The 21,382-nt window shown below is 61.6% G+C and carries 17 protein-coding genes; 15 read left to right on the top strand and 2 right to left on the bottom strand.

All coding sequences use genetic code 11. The annotated features are described in order from the left end of the window. The first annotated feature begins 113 nt into the window (after window positions 1-113). The 6 genes from I1969_RS10050 to I1969_RS10025 all read left to right on the top strand — a co-directional run bounded on the left by I1969_RS10050 (window position 114) and on the right by I1969_RS10025 (window position 9,117). Window positions 114-1,916: an ABC transporter ATP-binding protein gene (locus tag I1969_RS10050; RefSeq protein WP_195235010.1), complete on the top strand. Its 1,803-nt coding sequence runs from the start codon at window positions 114-116 to the stop codon at window positions 1,914-1,916. Window positions 1,917-1,979: 63 nt separating this feature from the next. Continuing rightward, entirely contained in the window at window positions 1,980-2,645 is a 666-nt protein-coding gene (nth, locus tag I1969_RS10045) for an endonuclease III (protein ID WP_035136768.1), read from the top strand. Window positions 2,646-2,802: 157 nt separating this feature from the next. After that, the gene (mfd, locus tag I1969_RS10040; protein ID WP_195235009.1) at window positions 2,803-6,435 is read left to right on the top strand and encodes a transcription-repair coupling factor; all 3,633 of its coding nucleotides are present in this window, start codon (window positions 2,803-2,805) and stop codon (window positions 6,433-6,435) included. Between the two features lie 88 nt (window positions 6,436-6,523). Next, entirely contained in the window at window positions 6,524-7,387 is an 864-nt protein-coding gene (locus I1969_RS10035; RefSeq protein WP_195235008.1) for a phosphatase PAP2 family protein, read from the top strand. A 45-nt stretch (window positions 7,388-7,432) separates the two neighbouring features. Then, a complete protein-coding gene (locus I1969_RS10030) occupies window positions 7,433-8,458 on the top strand; it encodes a threonine aldolase family protein (RefSeq protein ID WP_118226087.1) in 1,026 nt (341 codons plus the stop codon). A 77-nt stretch (window positions 8,459-8,535) separates the two neighbouring features. Beyond that, window positions 8,536-9,117: a GNAT family N-acetyltransferase gene (locus I1969_RS10025; protein WP_118226089.1), complete on the top strand. Its 582-nt coding sequence runs from the start codon at window positions 8,536-8,538 to the stop codon at window positions 9,115-9,117. A 45-nt stretch (window positions 9,118-9,162) separates the two neighbouring features. Here I1969_RS10025 and I1969_RS10020 read toward each other — a convergent pair whose 3' ends face one another. Further along, on the bottom strand, window positions 9,163-9,885 hold the full coding sequence (locus I1969_RS10020; protein ID WP_195235007.1) for a GntR family transcriptional regulator: 723 nt from the start codon (window positions 9,883-9,885) through the stop codon (window positions 9,163-9,165). Window positions 9,886-10,090: 205 nt separating this feature from the next. Between I1969_RS10020 and I1969_RS10015 the strand changes: the two genes are divergently transcribed. Next, entirely contained in the window at window positions 10,091-11,083 is a 993-nt protein-coding gene (locus I1969_RS10015; protein ID WP_195235006.1) for an SIS domain-containing protein, read from the top strand. A 432-nt stretch (window positions 11,084-11,515) separates the two neighbouring features. On the opposite strand, the gene I1969_RS10010 is transcribed toward I1969_RS10015, so the two are convergent. After that, window positions 11,516-12,052, bottom strand: coding sequence for an IS110 family transposase (locus I1969_RS10010; RefSeq protein WP_229028397.1), 537 nt, complete (start codon window positions 12,050-12,052; stop codon window positions 11,516-11,518). An 882-nt stretch (window positions 12,053-12,934) separates the two neighbouring features. Between I1969_RS10010 and I1969_RS10005 the strand changes: the two genes are divergently transcribed. The 8 genes from I1969_RS10005 (at window position 12,935) to I1969_RS09970 (ending at window position 21,076) form a co-directional block, all read left to right on the top strand. Beyond that, window positions 12,935-14,017: a DMT family transporter gene (locus tag I1969_RS10005; RefSeq protein ID WP_195235005.1), complete on the top strand. Its 1,083-nt coding sequence runs from the start codon at window positions 12,935-12,937 to the stop codon at window positions 14,015-14,017. Between the two features lie 183 nt (window positions 14,018-14,200). Continuing rightward, on the top strand, window positions 14,201-15,124 hold the full coding sequence (locus I1969_RS10000) for a PTS mannose/fructose/sorbose transporter subunit IIAB (RefSeq protein ID WP_195235004.1): 924 nt from the start codon (window positions 14,201-14,203) through the stop codon (window positions 15,122-15,124). A gap of 36 nt (window positions 15,125-15,160) precedes the next feature. After that, complete coding sequence (locus tag I1969_RS09995) at window positions 15,161-15,955, top strand: PTS mannose/fructose/sorbose/N-acetylgalactosamine transporter subunit IIC (RefSeq protein ID WP_195235003.1); 795 nt, start codon at window positions 15,161-15,163, stop codon at window positions 15,953-15,955. Between the two features lie 13 nt (window positions 15,956-15,968). Continuing rightward, window positions 15,969-16,802 carry a PTS system mannose/fructose/sorbose family transporter subunit IID gene (locus I1969_RS09990; protein WP_195235002.1) on the top strand — a complete coding sequence of 278 codons (834 nt, stop codon included), beginning with the start codon at window positions 15,969-15,971 and terminating at the stop codon, window positions 16,800-16,802. A gap of 199 nt (window positions 16,803-17,001) precedes the next feature. Beyond that, complete coding sequence (locus tag I1969_RS09985) at window positions 17,002-17,985, top strand: SIS domain-containing protein (RefSeq protein ID WP_229028395.1); 984 nt, start codon at window positions 17,002-17,004, stop codon at window positions 17,983-17,985. A 160-nt stretch (window positions 17,986-18,145) separates the two neighbouring features. After that, window positions 18,146-18,775 (top strand): HAD family hydrolase, encoded by a 630-nt coding sequence (locus I1969_RS09980; protein WP_161115153.1) that lies wholly within the window; start codon window positions 18,146-18,148, stop codon window positions 18,773-18,775. Window positions 18,776-19,130: 355 nt separating this feature from the next. Beyond that, a complete protein-coding gene (locus I1969_RS09975) occupies window positions 19,131-20,138 on the top strand; it encodes a YitT family protein (RefSeq protein WP_022095157.1) in 1,008 nt (335 codons plus the stop codon). Window positions 20,139-20,356: 218 nt separating this feature from the next. Further along, window positions 20,357-21,076: a GntR family transcriptional regulator gene (locus tag I1969_RS09970; protein ID WP_195235000.1), complete on the top strand. Its 720-nt coding sequence runs from the start codon at window positions 20,357-20,359 to the stop codon at window positions 21,074-21,076. Window positions 21,077-21,382 lie beyond the last annotated feature (306 nt).

The following is a 21,382-nucleotide window of genomic DNA, read 5'->3' as shown; positions in this document are numbered from 1 at the left end:
TGGGGCACCGGCGCAAACGCGGGCGCCCCACCGCTTTTCGCATCGCACTTGTCTGAAGCGTGCTCCAATGTGCAACAATGGCGTTTCGCCCTATCAGACGCGAAAGGAAGCCCATGTCCCAGAGAAGCACCAGCCCGCTCAGTCGCTCCACCGTGCGCCGCACGCTGCAGCGGTTTTGGGGTGTCACGCGCACGCAGCCGCTGATTGTCTTTCTCTCGGTGTTCTCGTCGGCGGGCTACATCTTTTTGCTGACGTTTGCCAATACCTATGTGATGGCCCTCATTGTCGACCGCGTTCAAGCCGGTCCCGTGGCGGGTGACCAGGTGTTTGAGGTCTTCGGCCCCTATATCCTGGCGCTCGTACTCGTTAACCTGGTGGGTCAGATCCTCTCCAAGCTACAGGACTACACCGTCTACAAGCTCGAGATCGCAGGCAACTATCACCTGGCGCGTCTATGCTTCGACACGCTCTCCAACCAATCCATGACATTTCACACCAGCCGCTTTGGCGGATCACTCGTGAGCCAGACGAGCCGTTTTATGAGCGGCTATACGGGGCTGGTGGACGTGACGGTGTATTCGCTCATCCCCACCATCACCTCGGTCGTCTGCACGGTGGCGGCGCTCGCTCCGGTGGTGCCGACGTTTACCGTGATCCTGGTGGGCATCATGGTCGTCTACATTGCGTTTGTCTGGCTTATGTACAAGCGCATCATGCCGCTTTCGGCCGCGACGTCCGCCGCGCAGAACAAGCTCTCGGGCGTGCTCTCCGACGCGGTCACGAACATCTTGGCCGTCAAGACCTGCGGGCGCGAGGACTTTGAACGCGATCTGTTCGACGCCGCCGATCGTGCCGCGCGCGATGCCGAGACGGTCTCGATGCACGCCATGATGCAGCGCAACTTTACGACCTCGGGTCTTATCGTCATCACCATGGCCGTGGTGAGTGTGTTCGTGGCGGGCGGCAACGCGTGGTTTGGCATCTCGGCCGGCTCGCTCGTCATGATCTTTACCTATACCTATAACCTCACCATGCGCCTGAACTACGTGAGTTCCATGATGCAGCGCATCAACCGCGCTTTGGGCGATGCGGCCGAGATGACGCGCGTGCTGGACGAGCCATGTTTGGTGGCAGACGACCCGGACGCCCCTGAGCTCAAAGTGACCGAGGGCGCGATTGATTTTGAGCACCTGAGCTTTGCGTACCGTGACGCTGCGGCGGGCGAGACCGTGTTCGATGACCTGACGCTTCATGTGGCGGTGGGCCAGCGCGTGGGCCTGGTGGGCAAATCGGGCTCGGGTAAGACGACGCTCACCAAATTGCTGCTGCGCCTAGACGATGTTCAGGGCGGTCGCGTGCTCGTGGACGGCCAGGACGTCTCGCGCTGCACGCAGCAGAGCCTGCGCCGCCAGGTTGCCTACGTGCCGCAGGAGGCGCTGCTGTTCCATCGCTCCATTCGCGAGAATATCGCCTACGGACGCCCCGACGCCACCGACGAGCAGATCCGCGAGGCGGCTCGCTTGGCTAATGCGACCGAGTTTATCGACCGCTTGCCCCGTGGCTTTGACACCATGGTGGGTGAGCGCGGCGTCAAGCTCTCGGGCGGCCAGCGTCAGCGCGTGGCCATCGCCCGCGCCATCCTAACCGACGCGCCGATTCTAGTGCTCGACGAGGCGACGTCTGCCTTGGACAGCGAGTCCGAGGCGCTGGTGCAGGAGGCGCTCGAGAACCTGATGCGCGGCCGCACCTCCATTGTGGTGGCACATCGCCTGTCCACCGTGGCGGCGCTCGACCGCATTGTGGTGCTGGCCGATGGCGAGATTGTCGAGGACGGCACGCATGCGCAGCTTGTCGAGGCGGGTGGCGAGTACGCGAGCCTGTGGGGCCGTCAGACCGGTGCATTCTTGGAGGCGTAAGCGTCTCGGACGTGGGACAATTGTGCCCATAAGTTTATTGTGCCGTTGAGCCGAGGAGTCGTTATGCCACGCGAGACCAATGCCGCCAAGCGCGAGCGCGCCATCGAGGTGTGTGAGCGCCTCAACCGTCGCTATGGCCCGGTCGAGTGCTTTTTGGACCACGAGAATCCCTTCCGCCTGCTGATCGCGGTGCTGCTTTCGGCGCAAACGACCGATGCACAGGTCAACAAGGTGACGCCGCGGCTGTTTGCCCAGTGGCCCACGCCCGAGGCCATGGCCGGGGCGAGCGTGGCTGACGTGGCAGACACTATCAAGTCACTCGGCTTCTACAAGAGCAAAGCCAAGCATGCCGTCGAGGCCGCGCAGATGATCGTCGCCGACTATGGCGGCGAGGTGCCGGCCGACATGAAGGAGCTCGTGAAGCTGCCGGGCGTGGGACGCAAGACGGCGAACATCGTGCTCAACGTGGGGTATGGCATCGTGGAGGGCATTGCGGTGGACACGCACGTCAACCGCATTGCGCACCGCCTGATGCTGAGTCCCAAGACGCATGCCAAGGAGCCGCTCAAGACCGAGCAGGATCTGCTCAAGATTTTGCCGCACGAGTATTGGGAGTCGGTCAACCATCAGTGGATCACCTTTGGTCGCGAGATCTGCGATGCCCGCAAGCCCAAGTGTGACGAGTGTCCGCTGGCAGATTTGTGCCCCAGCGTGCGCGTAGCGGGGTAGGGCGGAACGCATCTTCGTCTGGCGTTTTTTGCGGGGCCGGGTTTGCCCTTGAGCCGGAGTCCTCTCCATGCGCTACCATGACAGGCAATGTATTTGACGTACGACCCGCCGAGCTTGCCCCGGCGGGCTTTTGGCGTTGCGATGCCGGAGGAACAGCATGCTCATTCACCGTATAGCCGCGCAGCTCTACACTGCCGAGGCGCTGCAGACCGTCGAGGCCGGGCTCGATTCTGGCGAGGACGTGACGCTGGCCGTGTCTCAGTCGGGTCGAACGCTTATGGCCGCCGCCCAGTTTGCGCGCCGCCCGCGCCCTACGGTCTACATCGTGAGTGGCGAGGATGCAGCCGATCGCGCCGCGCGCAGCCTTGCCGCCTACGTGGGTCTGGCACACGTGTGCCGTTTTCCCGAGCGCAAGGACTATCCGTGGCGCGAGCAGGCGCCCGACGATGCTGTGGTTGCCCAGCGCTGCGAGGCCCTGGGACGCATCGTTCGCGGTGACAACTGCATCATGGTCGCCTCGGCCCGCGCGTTGCTGCGTTGCGTGCCGCCAGTCGAGAGCCGCTACTGGGAGTCCACGACCTTCGCGGTGGGCGAGGAGATTCCTTTTGACGAGGTGCCGCAGCGCCTGGTGGGCATGGGCTACACCAATGCCGGCGCCGCCGACGCGCCTGGTCTGTTCCGCGTGCACGGCGACACCGTCGAGGTGTTCCCCGCGCAGGAAAAAGCGCCCGTGCGCATCGAGTTCTTCGGCGACGAGATCGATCGCATCCGTCGCATGGTGAGCTCAACGGGGCAGACCATCGGCAACGAGGACAGCATCGAGATCTTCCCCTGCCGTGAGCTGGCGCTTACCGACGAGGCCGTCCACAACATGCATGTGGCGCTTTATCGCGCCAGCCAGGACGATAGCAAACTGGCGGCGCTGCTCGAGATGGTGGATGCACGCATCGTCACGCCCGAGCTCGACCGCTTTTTGCCGGTGATGTACGGCCAGACCGTAAGCCCGCTGGCACACGTGAGCGGCAAGGCGCTCGTGGTCCTGTCCGAGCCGCGCTCGCTGTTCGACGACTGTCTGCGCGCCTACGAGGATATCGAGGCCCGTGCCGGCGAGGCGGGGATTGACCGACTGGATGGCCTGTATGTACGTGCTCAGCAGCTCGATTTTGGTGCTCAGCAGCGCCTGAACTATGTGAGCCTCATCCGTGCCGGCGGCGCGGTTACGGCAGAGCTCAAGATTGAGCAGCCTGCTATCGCAGGCTCGGACAACCGTTTTATGACGCGCATTCAGGAAGTCGTGGGCAAGCGCTACGCCTGCGTGTTTGCCATTCCCGACCGTGGTGCACGCGAGTCGATGGAGCTCACCTTTGGTGACGAGGGCATTACCTTTGAGGAGTCGCTGACCGCGGCACCCGAAAACGCCGGCGTCATTGGCGAGCGCGTGCGCGTGGCAGCGGCGGATTCTGCCGACCGTGCTGCCCGCCAGGATGCCCATGCTGCAATTCGCGAGCGCCGCGCCGACGCGCTTAACGCCCGCTCGCTCGAGGCGGGTGCTGCCCAGGCTGCCGCCGGTGTCGCCGTGCCCACCATCTCGCGCGGACGCGTGACCTTTGTGGACGCTGCCCTGCCGCAGGGCGTGGTGGTGCCCGATGCCAACCTGGCCGTGTTCTCGATCGCCGACCTCAACGCCCGCATGGACGCCAACCGGGCCCGCAGCCGCCGCAAGGTTGACATTACGCAGATCACCTTCCCGTTTAAGCCGGGAGACTACGTGGTGCACGCCACCCACGGCATCGCGCTCTTTAGCGAGATCGCGCGCCAGGAAGTGGGTGGCAAGGAGCGCGACTACTTTTTGCTGGAATATGCCGACGGCGACAAGCTCTACGTGCCGCTCGAGCAGGTCGACCGCATCACACGCTATGTTGGCCCCGACGGCGACAGGCCGCGCCTGACCAGGCTCAACACTGCCGACTGGACGCGTGCCACCAATAAGGCGCGCAAGAACGCCAAAAAGCTGGCGTTTGACCTGGTCGACCTGTATACGCGCCGCTCGTCGATCGCAGGCATCGCCTGCCCGCCCGACACGCCCGAGCAGATCGAGATGGAGGAGAGCTTTCCCTACGACGAGACGCGTGATCAGCTGGAGGCCATCGCCGACATTAAGGCCGACATGGAGGCGCCCAAGCCCATGGACCGCCTGCTGTGCGGCGACGTGGGTTTCGGCAAGACCGAGGTTGCCCTGCGCGCGGCGTTTAAGTGCGTGGACTCCGGCCGCCAAGTCATGGTGCTCTGCCCCACGACCATTCTGGCCCAGCAGCACTACGAGACCTTCTTTGAGCGTTTTGCCCCGTTTGGCCTCGAGGTCGAAGTGCTCAGCCGCTTCCGCACCCCGGCGCAGCAGAAGCGCGCGCTCAAGGCGTTTGCCGAGGGCACGATCGATGTGCTCATCGGCACGCACCGCTTGCTTTCTGCCGACGTGAACCCCAAGAACCTGGGCCTGGTGATCATCGACGAGGAGCAGCGCTTTGGCGTGCAGCACAAGGAGCAGCTCAAGAACCTGCGTGAGCAGATTGACGTGCTCACGCTTTCGGCAACGCCGATTCCGCGAACCATGCAGATGGCCACGAGCGGCGTGCGCGACATGAGCCTGATCACCACGCCGCCGACCGGGCGCCGCCCCGTGATCGTGCACGTGGGAGAGTACGACCCCGACGTGGTGAGTGCGGCGATTCGCCTGGAGGTGGGCCGCGGCGGTCAGGTGTACTACGTGTCCAACCGCGTCAAGACCATCGACGACGCCGCGGCGCGCGTGCACGAGGCCGCGCCCGAGGCGCGCGTGGGCGTGGCGCACGGCAAGATGAGCCCGCGCGAGGTCGAGGACGTGATGATCGAGTTCGCGACCAAAAAGATCGACGTGCTCATTGCCACGACCATCGTGGAGAGCGGCATCGACAACGCGACTGCCAACACGCTGATCATCGAGGATTCGCAACGCTTGGGTCTGGCGCAGCTCTACCAGCTCAAGGGTCGTGTGGGTCGCTCTGCCACGCAGGCCTACGCGTACTTTATGTTCCCGGGCGAGCTGCCGCTCACCGAGGAGGCAACGGCGCGCCTGACCGCACTTTCCGAGTTTCAGGACCTGGGCAGCGGCATGCGCATCGCCATGCGCGACCTGGAGATTCGCGGCGCCGGCTCGCTTATGGGAGCCGAGCAGCACGGCAACCTGTCGAGCGTGGGCTTTGACCTGTTTACGCAGATGCTGGGCCAGGCCGTGGCCGAGGCGCGCGGCGATGATGACGCCGGCGTGGAGGCGGCGAGCGTGGGTATTAACCTGCCGGCCGACTACTTCTTGTCCGAGGAGTACCTGCCGGCGGTGGACCAGCGCGTGCTCGTGTACCGTAAGCTCGCAGCGGCCGAGGACCTGGAGAGCATCGACGAGGTGCAGGAAGAGACCGAGGCCGCGCATGGCGAGCTGCCGTTGGCGGGACTCAACCTGTTCAATCGCGCGCGCATCCGCATTCGCGGCGAGCGTCTGGGGCTCGAGAGCGTCACGCTCAGTGGCGGTCGCATCACGTTTTTGGGCGTCGACGTGCCTAAGAAGGTGGCCTTTGAGCTTAAGACCCGCTATGGCGCGGTGAACTTCCCCAAGAGCCGCAAGCTGTCGGTACCCTACAAGGCAGGCGCCGGTGCGGGCAGCGGCCTGGGTCGCGGTCTCGACGCCAACGACGGCACCGGCCCCGTGGCCGCGGCACTCATGCTGCTGCAGCAATTAGGCGCGAGCGACGATGACTAACAAGTAGGGGGCGTGGCGGGGCAGAGCTACCAGTTGTTCTTTGCCCCGCCACCTCGCAGGTTGATTCCAGCCCCATCGAAAGGAAAGCATGTTCGGGTACATCTACAAGAAAGACGCCGCCGCTATCGCGGTTGTCCTGTGTCTTTGTCTGGGCGTGGGCAGTTTCTTCGATTATCAGATCTCGAGCGCGCTGTTCAACATCGGCAGCATGTACGGCCGCTTTATCGAGGCCGCTGGCGAGTTGCCGTTTGAGCTGACGGCGAGCATCGCGGGCGTTATGCTCGTGCGCGCGGTGCGTCCCGACTCCAGGGGCAGCAAATGGCTTGCCGCGCTCGGCATCCTCGTCAACGTTGGCCTGACCGGCTACGAGATCGTTTCGTCCCTGAGGGTTGGCGGTAAACTCATTGCGGCTCAGTTGGTGCTGACGTTTGTGCTGGTCATCGCTGCCAACCTTATCGTCTATCGCCTCACGCGCACGACCGAGCCCGACGAACTCACGCGCTGGGCGTTGATGGTGCTTGCCGTGTGGATCGCTCAGGCCATCATCCTCAACGTGATCGTCAAGCCACTGTGGTCGCGCCCGCGCATGCGCGTGATCGAGGTCACGCCGGGGCTCAATTTTCAGCCGTGGTGGGTGATCGGCAATCCCGACAAGTGGACCTATATCGCCGCCGGCGTGATCAAGGACGGGTTCAAGTCGTTTGCGAGCGGACACACGGCGCATGCGGCGATCGGCCTTATGCTCGCCGGGCTTCCCGCGGCAGCCTTTAAGGAAAAACCGTCGCGTCGCCGCGTGATTTTTTGGGCGGTGGCTGTGATCGCGGCGCTCGTCGCCTTTGGGCGCATCGTGATAGGTGCGCACTTTTTGAGTGACGTGAGCTGCGGTTTTGCCCTGGTACTGGCACTTGAGTGCCTTGCCGCGCGCATTGCCTATCCCAACGGCGTACAATAGCTCCGTTTGAATCATCTGGCCGATACCCGGTAAGAGAGGATTGCCATGCTCGCGTTTAACAACGATTATTCCCACGGCGCACATCCGGCAGTGCTGCAGGCGCTCGTCGACACCAATATGGAGCCGCAGCCCGGCTACGGTACCGATGCGCACACCGAGCGCGCCAAGCAACTTATTCGCGAGGCCTGCCAGGCCCCTGATGCCGACGTGTTTTTTCTGGTGGGCGGCACGCAGGCCAACGCGACGGTGATCGACATGCTGCTTGCGCCCTACGAGGGCGTCGTTGCTGCTGAGACTGGCCACGTCGCCTGTCACGAGGCGGGCGCTATCGAGTTTGGCGGCCACAAGGTGCTCACCATCCCCGGCTACGAGGGCAAGATGCACGCCGAGGACCTCGAGAACTATATCCAGGTGTTCTACGAAAACGAGAGCTACGAGCACACGGTGTTCCCGGGTGCCGTGTATGTGAGCCTATCGACCGAGTACGGCACGCTGTACTCCAAGGCCGAGCTCGCGGCGATTCACGCGGTGTGCCAGAAGCGCGAGATTCCGCTGTTTGTGGACGGTGCTCGCCTGGCCTATGCGCTGGCGGCCGATGAGTGCGACATTACCCTGCCCGAGCTGGCGCAGCTGTGTGACGTGTTCTACATCGGCGGCACCAAGTGTGGTGCGCTCTGCGGCGAGGCTGTGGTGTTCTGTGGCATGCACGCCCCGGCGCACCCCATTCCGCGTATTAAGCAGCATGGCGCACTGCTCGCCAAGGGCCGCCTGATGGGTGTGCAGTTCGAGGCTCTTTTTACCGATGGCCTGTATTTTGAGATTGGTCGCCAGGCGATTGAGACCGCTCAGGCGCTTCGTCGTGTGCTGCACGAGCGCGGCTACCAGTTCTTCTTGGAGACGCCCACGAACCAGCAGTTCGTGATTCTGCCCAACGAGGATATGGCCCGCATTCGCGAGCATGCGGCGATCGAGTACTGGGAAAAGTACGACGATACTCATACGGTAGTGCGCTTTTGCACCAGCTGGGCCACGACGCAGGAGGACATCGACGCGCTGGCGGCTGTCCTGTAGCCTGATGTAATGACGAGGGGCCGCCCTGCGCTGGGTTTGGCGCAGGGCGGCCTTTGCTTTTGGGGGAGAAGAGTTGTATGACCGAGATGTCCGAGCCGACGATTCGCCTGGCGACGCCCGAAGACGCGCCGGCGTTGCTTGCCATCTATGAGCCATATGTGCGCCAGACGGCGATTACCTGCGAATACGAGGTGCCGAGCGTTGAGGAGTTCGCCGGGCGCATCGAGCGTACGCTCAAGCGCTATCCGTACCTGGTGATGGAGCTGGACGGGCGTCCGATAGGCTATGCCTATGTGAGTCCGCTCAACAGCCGCGAGGCATACGACTGGTCGGTCGAGACGTCGATCTACCTGGCACGCGATGTGCGCCATGGCGGGCTGGGTCGCAAGTTGCACGATACGCTCAAGCAATGCCTGATTGCGATGGGCATCACCAACATGTGCGCGCTCATCGCCGTGCCGCACGATAAGGACGACGAGTATCTGACGCACAACAGCCAGGATTTCCATGCCCATATGGGATATCGCCTGGTGGGTGCCTTCGACCGCTGCGCCCAAAAGTTCGGCCGCTGGTACGACATGTGTTGGATGGAGCTGGTCCTAGCCGAGCGCACGCCCAACCAGCCCAAGCCAACCTGGTTCCCCGACCTCCTCGCCTAAAACCACCACGAAGGTGCCTGTCCCCTTTGTGGTGGTTTTGGCAGGTTAGCCGATGGGCTCGGTGTATTTGGCACGGTCGGTGCGCTGGATGCGCTTGGAGACATGGAGCGGGCGGCCGTCGGTGTCGTAGACGTAGTCGGTGATTAGGATCAGCGCCTGCCCGCGCTCAACGTTGAGCAAAAACGCCTCGTTTTGCGAGGCATAGCACACCTCAAAGGTCTTGTGCCCCTGTGCCGGCGCGCGATGGAATTCCTGGCGCAGCGTCGCGTAGAGCGAACCATTGATATCGCGATCGATGAGTGCTTCAAAGCTCGGTGGTAGATAGGTAGTCTCCAGGCACAGCGGCGCATCGTCCAGATAGCGCAGACGGACAAGTTTGACGAGCTTGCTGCCCACGGCCGCATCAAAGAACTTAGCTATACTGCCGCCCGCCTTGGTAAAGCCCGAGTCCACCGTGCGCGTGGTGGGCTTCATGCCCTGACCCTGGACCTGCGCCGTATAGCTCGAAAACACCAGGTTGTTCTCGTGGAGCGCCGGCGTGTCGGCCACAAAGGCGCCGCGCCCGCGCTCGGTTCGAACCAGACCCTCATCAACGAGCACCTTAAGGGCATGGCGTACGGTGCTGCGCGACAGCCCCGATTCGTCCATGAGCTCCATCTCGGACGGCAGCTTGTTTCCGCGTGCGTAGATGCCGGCGGCGATGCGGTCGCGAAGCGTACCCGCCAAGCGCTCGTATTGGCTCAGTTTCTTTTTAGATGAAGCGTTCATGCGATCAGCCTATATCTAACTTGTATGCTTATCTAAGCAAGCATGTATTCAACACAACAATAAAACCGCTGGTATCGAGCTACCGAAAACCTTACCAGCAAAATTTCTAAGATAAATATAGCATACAACTAGTCGACATAACCAAAACATGTATGTAACTTGTATGCCATCGAGAGCATCAAACGAGAAGAAAGGCTGATGCACGATGACTACTCAGGAACAGGTTAAGGATGTCGTCTCCCAGGTTTTGGCTGACAAGGCAGACAAGGGCGGCATCAAGCGCGTCGTGTGGATTGGCGCTGGCGGATCCAACGGCGGCAACTATCCTGCCCAGTACTTTATGGAGCACGAGGCCACGCAGATCGTGAGCTCCAGCTACACCAGCAACGAGTTCGTGCACGCCACCCCGGCCTACGTCAACGAGAACACCCTGGCCGTCGTCGTGTCCATGCGCGGCACCAAGGAGACCATCGTTGCCGCCCAGGTCGCCAAGGACCACGGCGCCAGCACCATCGCCATCTATGTTGACGAGTCCGGCCTCACCGAGGTCTGCGACTACAAGATCCAGTACGACAGCCTGGCCGTCGACGAGTCCTGCATGGGTCGCACCAACTCTGCCGTCGTGACTATGATCGCCATGGAGCTTACGCAGCGGACCGAGGGCTATGCCGAGTACGAGACCGCTATGGCCGCCTTCGACCTGGTTGACCCCATCTATCGCAAGGCCGTCGAGTACACCCGTCCGCTTGCCGCCAAGTGGGCCGAGCAGAACGCCGACAAGCCCTGCATTAACGTCATGGCCCAGGGCCCGCTCTTTGGTGCTGCCTACGTCTTTAGCATCTGCAACGTGCAGGAGATGCTGCAGATTGACTCCTGCACCATCAACACCTGCGACTTCTTCCACGGCCCCTTCGAGATCCTGGACAAGCGCACCTCGCTGTTCCAGCTCATCAGCGTCGGCCGCAGCCGCTGCAACGACGAGCGCGGCATCCGCTTCGTCAACCAGTACGGTGGCGAGCGCGTCTATCAGCTCGACGCCAAGGAGCTCGGCCTCAACGACATCAAGGACAGCGTGAGCGAGTACTTCAACCACCTGATCTTCGCCCCGATCCTCAACAATGTGTACATGCGTGCGCTTTCTGCCGTCACCCACAAGGACTACATGACGCGCCGCTACATGTGGAAGCTGGACTACTAGGGGATATTGGTTCCGCCGTTCTACCGAACGGCGGACCGGCCGACGCTGCGCACCCGGCATTTGGCCAATCTGCCGTTCAATTTCAAAGGCGCGACCAGAAGGTCAGCGCCTTTCCATTTCACGGTGCCTTGGCTCAAATGACGGGCGCTCGCTCATATGACCCAATCCGCTGTCAAGAGCCACAATGGCCCCGCCGACCGCTTGCAATCGGTCGGCGGGGCCTGCCGTTGAACCCGTCCCGGTCCGCCCCTGGCATGTCGTCGACGCCTTCGGCTCAGTCTCATATCCGCGGATACCGCTCCGGCGGCCCGCAATCCTCTCCTTCGGCGGGGTTCCCCTAGTCTGACTTCGCGCATGCGGCGGTCGCCGCGCGCACAGCGAGAGCGGGGGTGTCCCCGAAGGCTGCCCGGCTCGCCGGGACGGGGGCTATGTCTATTCGCCGGCCTCCCGGCACATCGTGCCGAGGGCCCACAGCCATCTCACGAGCTCGGCGGCGGTGGCGGCGTTCGCCTTCGCCTGGGGCATGCCCCTCTCGAGCATCTCCTCGCGTCGCCGGAGCAGGCGCTCGGACCCCTTCCTCCCGTGCATCCTTATCTCGAGGGGGACGCCGGAGCCCTTGGGCATCAGCTTCGGCTGGTGGCCGGCCTGGGCGTAGCACCAGGACCCCTCGACCGCCAGCTTCCTGACGAGCGCGTTGCCGGCCCCGCTGATCCCGCCGAGGCGCACGGAGTCCGCGCTCGACCTCTGCTTCGGGGCGAGGCCGAAGTAGGCCGTCACCTGCCTGCCGGAGCGGAACCTCGAGAAGTCGCCGACCTCGGACGCGAAGGCGGCGGCGAGCGCGAACCCGCACCCCTTGATCGACTGGAGCGCCTCGACCTCGGCCGAGAGGGGGCCCGCCGCGACGGCGGCCCTGTACCCGGCGAGGAGGGCCTCCCTCGTCTCGTCGGCCGCCTCGACCTCGTTCCTCAGCGCCGCAAGCGCCCGGATGCCGCCGTCGTCGGCGGGGTGTATGCCGTCGAGCCACCTGAGGAAGCCGTACGTCCAGTACTTCCGGGGGTTGCCGGCCGGCGTCGTGCCGCCGTAGACGTAGCCGCGGCGGGCCAGGAACGCCAGGAGCCGCTGCTTCGCCGCCGCGAGCCTCGCAGTCGCGGCGTCGTGGGTCCCTGAGCCCCTCGATCTCGGGGGACGGTGCCCATACCGGGGTGACGTCGTGCGACAGTATCGCCTTGGCCATCCTGGCCGCGTCGTTGCGGTCGTTCTTGGACGAGAGGTCGGCCGCCGACCTCGGGACCTTGGAGACGGCCGCGACGACGCAGTCGACGCCGAGCCCGGAGAGCTCCCTCTGCGGGGCGAAGCCGAGGTAGCCGCTCTCGTAGGCGGCGAGCGACGGGCCGGGGAAGCCCGACATCCACTCCGCGACCTCGCCCCAGGGGTTGCCGCGGAACCTCCTCGTCACGGCCTCGCCCGTCTCCGCGTCGAGCGCGCAGGCGGTGGTGGACCTGAGGTGTACGTCCATTCCGAAGGCGGTAGAATATCTAGGCACGGGAGCCTCCCAACCTCGTTGCGGCGCGGCTGCGCCTCTGGCACTTCAACAACATTGTCGCAGCCCCGACCCGCGGTCACGAGCGGGGGCTCCTGTCGTTTCCGTGCCCTCGGATTGGGTCATAGTGTCTGACATTGCCAAAACGTCGGCGTTGCCGTGGTTGGCACTTGGGGACGTTCCTTTTGTGCCGGCACTTGGGGACACTCCTGGGAATCATTTCCTCGTTCACCGATTTGTGTCTTGAAAAATGTATATAACGACTATAACGTAGTGTGAAACATATTGGAAACAATACCGAGGAGGCTGCGTTGAAGAAAAGCAATCTGGGCTATGTGCTGGTGCTGATCGCCGCGCTTATGTGGGGCAGCATCGGAATCTTTGTAAACGGCATCTCGGCCATGGGCGTTTCGTCCCAGAGCATGGCTGCCTTTCGCTTGTTGGTCGGAGCGCTTATCTTGGCGCCGGTCCTGATGTTTATGGGCTGCCGTCCGGGTGAGGGGTCTACCGTGGCTCAGGGCCCGCTGGCCCTGTTCAAGGCAAGCCCTAAAGAGCTTGTTCCCTGCGCGCTTGTCGGTATCGTCGGTTTGGCCGCCGCCAACACCTGCTATTACGAGTGCATGGGCGAGGTGGGCATGTCCACGGCCTCGGTGCTGCTCTACACCTCGCCGGTGTTTGGCGTCATGCTCGGCCGCGTGCTTTATCGCGAGGACGTGACCCCCAACAAGCTCGTTGCCATTGTCTTTAACATCGTAGGCTGCGTGCTTGCAGTGACTAATGGCGACCTTTCCGGTTTTCATTTTTCGGTTTGGGGCGTCACGTCGGGCGTGATTGCAGGCCTTTGCGGTGCGTCGCTCGCGGTGTTTAGCCGAATAGCAACCAAGACGGTCCACCCGCTGGCTGTCACGTTTTGGGGCTTTGTTTTTGGCGGTGCGGTTATGGCGGCTATCGCGGCTCCGTGGCCGGATGTCGCCGCGGCAATGTCGCCACAGCTGCTGTTGCTGTTCCTTGGCTTTGGACTCATCCCCACGGCCGTGGCTTATATCTTATATATGCAGGGTCTATCCATGGGGCTCGAGACGTCGAAAGTTCCCGTCGTAATGTCATTCGAGACGGTCGTCACCGTACTGGTGGGCATTGGTGTCTATGCCGAGCCCGCCGGCGTGATCAAAGTCCTGGGCATCGTGCTGGTGCTCGCGTCCATCCTGATTATGAACACCGACTTCTCCAAGCTGCGCAACAGTGTGTTTGTCGGTCATGTTGTTGAGAGCATGACCTTTAAGCCCAACGCGTGGTGGACCGAAAAATCTCAGGACATGGATCTGTTTAAGGAGCGCACCGGCATTGCGCTGGAACCCACCGTACAGGAAAGCCCCTGGTACTTCGTGCGATAGAGGATTGCGCGCAGGGTCTGACCTCGGGTTATCCAGCCAGCGCCGGCCTACCCGGCCCCAACGTTTCGAGTACGTTAAACCCGTCAACGGTCGATTTTCACCCGCGAACGGTCTTTATACTAATTAGCAATATCCGCAACGTATAAGACGTTATAATGACCATAACGAAAAGGAGGAGGCAAGATGAATCAGATCATTCTCGCATCTCATGGCGGCCTGGCCGCAGGCGCCAAAGACACGCTCGAGATGGTTCTCGGCGACGTGTCGAACGTCCACGTCGTGTCGCTTGCTCGTGACGACAAGGAGCCCATCACCAATAAGGTGGACGCCATGATCGCCACGTTCAACACGGACGACACCGTCTATGTGCTGACCGATATGCTCGGCAGCTCGGTCAACAACAACATGGTCGAGCTTTCCAAGAACGGCACGAAGTTCACGGTTGTCAGCGGTTTCAACATTCCGCTGGCACTGACGCTCGCTATGAGCCCCGCCCCCGTCAAGGGCGCCGAGCTCGCGGCCCTCATCAACGAGGCCCGCACCGGTCTGACCAATCCCAACGCACCGGTCGAGGCCGCCGCGGCTCCCGCCAAGAAGGCCAAGGCGTCCCGTCACAGCTCCGGTCCCGCCAAGATCGTCCTCGCACGTCTTGACTACCGTCTGCTGCACGGCCAGGTCGTCTTTACCTGGACCACCAAGGTTCAGGCCGAGCGCATCATCGTCGTCGACAACGCTGCCGCCAACGATGACATCAAGAAGGGCGCTCTTAAGCTGGCCAAGCCCCAGGGCGTGCGCCTGAACGTCTTCACCGTCGAGCGTGCTCTCGCCAAGATGGACAAGCTCAACACCCTCGGCGAGCGCGTCATGTTCGTCTTTGGCAACACGGCCGAGATGCTGCAGTTCTGCCAGGGCTACAAGCTCGACGCCATCAACCTGGGCGCCACCGCCAACCACGACGGTGCCGATCAGGTCGGCGGCAAGGACAGCTCCGTCTTCCTCGACGCCACCCAGAAGGCCGACGTCAACCAGCTGCTCGACATGGGCATTAAGCTCTATGTCCAGCAGACCCCTACGTATCAGAGCGTCGACATCGACGCCAAGCTGTAATCAACCAGGCTTTTGCCTGACTGAAAGGAGAAGGGTATGAATACGTTCATCAGTGCGGTGCTCGTCGGCCTCGTCGGCGTGTTCTGCATGTGGGACTCCCGCCTGCTCGGTCGTCTTAACTTCGAGCAGCCCCTCGTTGGCGCTACGCTCGTCGGTCTGCTGCTGGGCGATGTGCCCACCGGCCTTGCCGTCGGTGCCGCCGTCGAGCTCGTGTCCATGGGCCTGGTGCAGGTCGGCGCCGCCGTTCCGCCCGATATGGTCCTGGGCGGCATCGTGGCCGCTGCCTTTGCGTGCCTGACCGATGCTTCCGCCGAGACCGCCATGACGATCGCCATCCCGGTCGCCGTCCTGGGTCAGCTCCTCGGCATCGTGTTCCGTTCCATCATCGCCGCCCTCACCCATGTGGCAGATAACGCGATCGATAACGGTAACTTCAAGACCGCCTACCGTATGCACATCTGCGCCGGCTCCGGTCTGTACGCCATCATGTACTTCCTGCCGATCTTCCTCGCCGTCTTTGTTGGCACCGACCTGGTTCAGGCCATCGTCAACATGGTTCCCGAGTGGCTGTCCACTGGTCTTAACGTTTCGACCAAGATCATGACTGCCTACGGCTTGGCCCTGCTGCTCACCATGATGATCAAGAAGGGTATGACTCCGTTCCTGTTCATCGGTTTCCTGCTCGCCGCTTACCTCAACCTGTCCGTCATCGCGGTCGCTCTGATCGGTGTGTGCCTGGCTGTCGTCTTCATGGGCTTCAAGTTCAACGGTTCCCATGCAGCCGCCGGTGTCGATTCCGACTACGATCCGCTCGAAGACGACGAAGACTAAGGAGGAACACACTATGGCAACCGCAACCAAGGACGTGTCCCTGAACAAGAAGGTCAGCCAGTTCTTCTGGCGCTCCTGGGCCATCCAGGCCTCTTGGAACTACGAGCGTCAGATGAACATGGGCTTCCTCTACGGCATGGTTCCCACGCTCGATCGCCTCTATCCGGATGAGTCCGACCCCAAGCAGCTCGCTGCTAAGAAAGAGGCTTACCACCGTCACATGGCGTTCTACAACTGCACCCCGCAGACGAGCGCTTTCATCCTGGGCCTCTCCGCCTCCATGGAGGAGGAGTACGCCAAGGATCCCGAGAACTTCGATCCCGATTCGATCAACGCGGTCAAGACCTCCCTCATGGGTCCGCTTTCCGGCATCGGTGACTCCTTCTTCCAGGGCACCATCCGCGTTATCGCCTTTGGCCTGGGCGTTCAGCTGGCTCAGCAGGGCTCCATCATGGGTCCGATCCTGGCCATGCTCATCTCCATCGTCCCCTCTGTGGTGATCACTTGGTTCGCAGCCAAGATGGGCTATCAGGGCGGCCACGAGTACCTGAGCAAGCTTCAGGGCGGCGACCTCATGGAGAAGCTCATGTATGTCTGCGGCATTGTGGGTCTTATGTCCGTGGGTGGCATGATCGCTACGCTGATCGGCGCCACCACCCCGCTGCAGTTCGCTGAGGGCACCGTCGTTATCCAGGACATCCTGGACGGCATGATGCCCCAGATGATCTCCCTTGGCCTCACCGGCCTTATGTACTGGCTCATCAAGAAGAACGTCAACACCGGTTGGCTTCTCGTGATCGCCATCGTGGGCGGCATCGCCCTCTCCGCGGCCGGCATTCTGGCCTAGTCGCGACCAAGCGCCTAACCGCTTTCCCCCGGGGGCCTGCCTGGCATCCCATACCCCAGGCAGGCTTCCATCCCCAGAATGCGACAATGGGACAGTCCCCTTGTCGCATCCTCAACGGACCGGCGACTCGGTCCAAACCACGGTAACCCTGCGAGCGCCCGGCAATGTGGCGCCGCAAAAATCGAAAGGAATGTGTCAGATGTACGAGATCGACCTTAACCTCCCTAAGCAGATCGTCGCTGACGTCCTGTCCAACCACGAGATCCACAGTGTCGCCTTCGTCGGCTGCGGTGCTTCCATGTCCGACCTGTACCCCGCCAAGTACTTCCTGGCCAACAACACGGACAAGCTGAACGTTCAGATCTTCACCGCTAACGAGTTCAACTACGACACGCCTTCCTGGGTCAACGAGCACACCTTCGTGATCACCTGCTCCCTCGGTGGCTCCACGCCCGAGGCCGTCGAGGCCAACAAGACCGCCAAGAAGCACAACTGCCCGGTCGTCTCCCTCACCAACAAGGCTGGCTCCGCTCTGACCGTCGACGCTGACTACGTCATCGTTCACGGCTTCCACGCCAACTTCGCTGCCAAGTGCGAGAAGCCCGGCTATGCCATCGCTCTTGCTCTCGAGATCCTTCAGCAGACCGAGGGCTATGACAAGTACGACGACATGATCACCGGCCTCACCAACGTCTTCGATCTCTGCGAGAACGCTGCTCAGTCCTGCAAGAAGCTCGCCAAGAAGTTCGCTGAGGACTTCAAGGACGACAAGATGATTTACTTCATGGCCTCTGGTGCCTCCGAGAAGATGGCTTACTCTCACGCCGCCTTCCTGTTCACCGAGATGCAGTGGATCGACGCCGCCGCCTACAACACCGGCGAGTACTTCCACGGCCCGTTCGAGGTTTCCACCGAGGGTAAGCCCTACGTCTTCTTCATGTCCGATGGCGCTACCCGTCCGATGGACGCCCGCGCCCTCACCTTCCTTGAGCGCATGGGCGCCAAGGTCGCTCTGATCGACTCCAAGGACTACGGCCTGGCTGACGCCGTGCCCGCGAGCGTCGTCACCTACTTCAACCCGCTGCTGCACCTCGCCGTTATGCGCGAGTACGGCAACCAGATCGCCGAGGCCCGTCAGCACCCGCTGACCATGCGCCGCTACATGTGGAAGCTTTCCTACTAATCACAAGTAAGTAGACCTTACGGGTTGATTGAGAGGGGATGGGGTTTGCGCCCCGTCCCCTTTTTTGCTCTTGGGAGGGCACGCCTGTCGCGTCGCAAAACCCAGGATAAAACCTACCAAAATAAACCTGTCTCTATTTGGCAGGTGGGAGGAGATGCGTATGATCAAAGCAGTGCTGTTTGACATGGACGGCGTGCTGGTCGATACCGAGTGGTTCTACAACCGTCGTCGCGTGGCGTTTATGGAGGAGAAGGGGTTCCACTTTGACGAGATCCCCGATCTTTCGGGGTCTAACGAGCCGGCCATTTGGGAGGCGCTGGTGCCCGACGATGTTGAGCTGCGCGAGCGCCTTCGCGTGGAGTACAAGCAGGTCTACAGCCCGGACCACCCCGTTCCGTATGCCGAGCTGCTCAACGAGCAGACGGAGCCGGTGATGCGCGCACTGCACGAGCGCGGCGTGAAGTGTGCCATCGCGAGCTCGTCTTATCGTGAGCTCATTGACGAGCTGGTAGAGATTGCCGGTATCGCCGATGTGCTGGACTACACCATCAGCGGTCACGAGTGCAGTGCGTTTAAGCCCGACCCCGAGATCTACCTGCGTGCCATGGAGGCGCTGGGGGTGGAGCCTGCCGAGTGCCTGGTTATCGAGGATTCGCCTTTGGGGATCGAGGCTGGCAAACGTTCCGGCGCCCGCGTCCTGGCACTGCGTCCGCACGAGGGCGTCAACCTCGATCAATCGCGAGCCGATGCCGTTATTGATAATCTGACCGACATTTTGGCCGCTTTGTAGTGTCAATCCGCCGCGAGAAGCACGGGTTCAAACGTTTTTTGCGGTGGACTGGCTCAATTTGGTTTCGATTTTGATCCGTTTGGCTTCGATTCGGACTAAGTGAGTAGACTTTTTGGCGCAGGCCGAGCACAATGCATATCTTCCTTTGTAAAACCGCAGGTCACAGGGGTGGCGGTTTTGGGTGTGCTCGGCAGATCGTAAAAAGTCTACTCACTTGGAATTTTGCCCTTTGGTCGTGGGGGTTGCTGGTCCCGTTTTGGTTGTCGAGGGAGGTTGAATTGAAGCGCCCCCGCACGCTCCATGCTACAATCGCGGGCATGCCCCACAACCACATCTGCCTTCGAAAGGAGCCTACGTGGCGAACGCCATCGATCAGCTCACGGACCGCGTGCTCATGCTCGGCCGCCTCACCATCGTCCGCCGTGCCATTACTGCCGTGGCGGTCACAATTTCTGCCGTCCTCCAGACATTCCTGATCCAGGCGTTCATTCAGCCCGCCGACCTGCTTCCGAGCGGCCTCACCGGCGTTGCGGTCCTGCTCGATCGCGTTACCTCGCTGGGCGGCGTTCACATCGACATTTCGCTCGGTATGCTCGCGCTCAACATCCCCGTGGCGCTCCTATGCTGGAGCGGCATTAGCAAGCGCTTCGTCATCTTCTCGATGATGCAGGTCGTGCTCTCGTCGCTGTTCCTCAACGTCTTTCACTTCGCTCCATTTTTGGGCGACAAGATCATGCTCATCATTTTTGGCGGCGTGGTCTCGGGTCTGGGCGCTGCCATCGCACTTAAATCCGGCGCATCCACCGGCGGCACCGACTTTATCGCGCTGTGGGTTTCCAACCACACGGGCAAGACCATCTGGGGCGTCATCTTTGGTTTCAACTGCTTTATCCTGGCGATCTTTGGCTTTATGTTTGGCTGGGACAAGGCGGCGTATTCCATCGTGTTCCAGTTTATTTCGACCAAGACCATCGACAGTTTCTATCGTCGCTACGATCGCGTGACGCTGCAGATTACGACGCGCAAGGCAGACGAGGTCATGACTGCCTACGTAAACCATTTTCAGCACGGCATTAGCTGCGCCGAGGTCGTCGGCGGATACAGCCGCGAAAAGATGTACCTGCTGAACACCGTTGTTTCGACCTACGAGAGCCAGGACATTATCAAGTTGGTGTGCGACGTTGATCCCGGCGCCGTGATCAACGTGTTCCACACGCTCAACTTTGTGGGCGGCTGGTGGGGCGGTCATGTCGACGAGCCCATGCCCACGGCCGTTCCCGATCCCGACAAGCCCGCACGCATGGCCAGCAGGCAGGCGCGCCTCAGCGAACAGGACAGCCTGCAGCAGGACGACGGCAAGTAGGGTATTGGCATTTTGCCGGTCCTGCGCAACCCATCCGAACGAGCCCCCCGAAAGCCCCGTTGCTTTCGAGGGCTCTCGTTTGCCCAGATAAAACCTACCAAAATGAAGCTGTCGCTTTTTGGTAGGGAGGGTGTATCGTTTTATCAATATGAGGTAACATGAAACTAGACGTTATATACGTATTAGAAATTTAGCTATTTTGATAAGAGTGATCAGATATGCCTGCGCCCAAAAATGCACCGCTTTACCAGCAGATTTATGACGAAATCAAGGATGCGATCGAGAAAGGTGTTTATGCACCCAAGGAGCGTATTCCGTCCGAGCTTGAACTAGCCGAGCAGTACGAGGTGAGCCGTATTACGGTGCGCCGCGCTGTCGAGGAGCTGTGCTCCGATGGTTACCTGGTTAAGCAGCAGGGCCGCGGCACCTTTGTCTCCACGCCGCACATCAACCGCCAGTTTCACGCCTCGACGCTGCAGACGTTTACCGCGCTGTGTGCCGGCAACGGCATGAAGGCCGGTGCGCACGTGATCGATCGCCAGATCGTTCCGGCGCGCCAAAACGAGATGGAGTTCTTTGGCCTGCAGAAGGATGCGCTGCTGCTGCATATCAAGCGCGTGCGTACGGCCGACGGCGAGCCCATCTTTGAGGAGAACATCTTTGTGCCGTTTGACGCCTACCGTGGGCTGTTGACGGCCGATCTTGAGGACAAGTCGATTTTTGCCGAGGTCGAGCGTGTTGGCGGAACGCCGATTGTCTCGGTTGGCTACCGTACGGTCGAGGCCGTTCGAGCTAACGCCGAGCAGGCGGCCGAGCTGGGCATTGCTCCGCACGATCCGCTGCTCAACCTGCGTGCCGGCTTTACCGGTCCCGATGACGAGCCGGTTTTGATGGGTAAGCAGTACTACGTGGGATCGCGCTACGTTATGGTCATGTAAGTTACGCGGTTTTACCAAACCGCGTAACGGCTCGACGCTGCGCCTTTGGTTCCGTCGTTCTAACGAGCGACGGACCGGTCGACGCTGCAAGCCCGCCAGAGCGGCAATCTGCCTTTCAACTTCGGCGGCATGACCAGAAGGTCAATGCCGCCTCGTTTCAAGGCACCTTGCTCGCTCTGGCGGGCTTTCGCTGACATTGCCAGAACATCGACGTTGCCGGGCCGGCACTTGGGGACGTTCCTTTTAATATGAGCAGGACATTGTCAAGAGGCAAAATCGGGCCTGGCCCCAACGATATGGGGTCAG

The sequence above is a fragment of the Collinsella aerofaciens genome (assembly GCF_015548375.1).
Lineage (GTDB): Bacteria > Actinomycetota > Coriobacteriia > Coriobacteriales > Coriobacteriaceae > Collinsella > Collinsella aerofaciens_AB.
The sequence above is the reverse complement of the archived record's forward strand: the minus strand, read 5'-3'. Positions and strand labels throughout refer to the sequence as shown.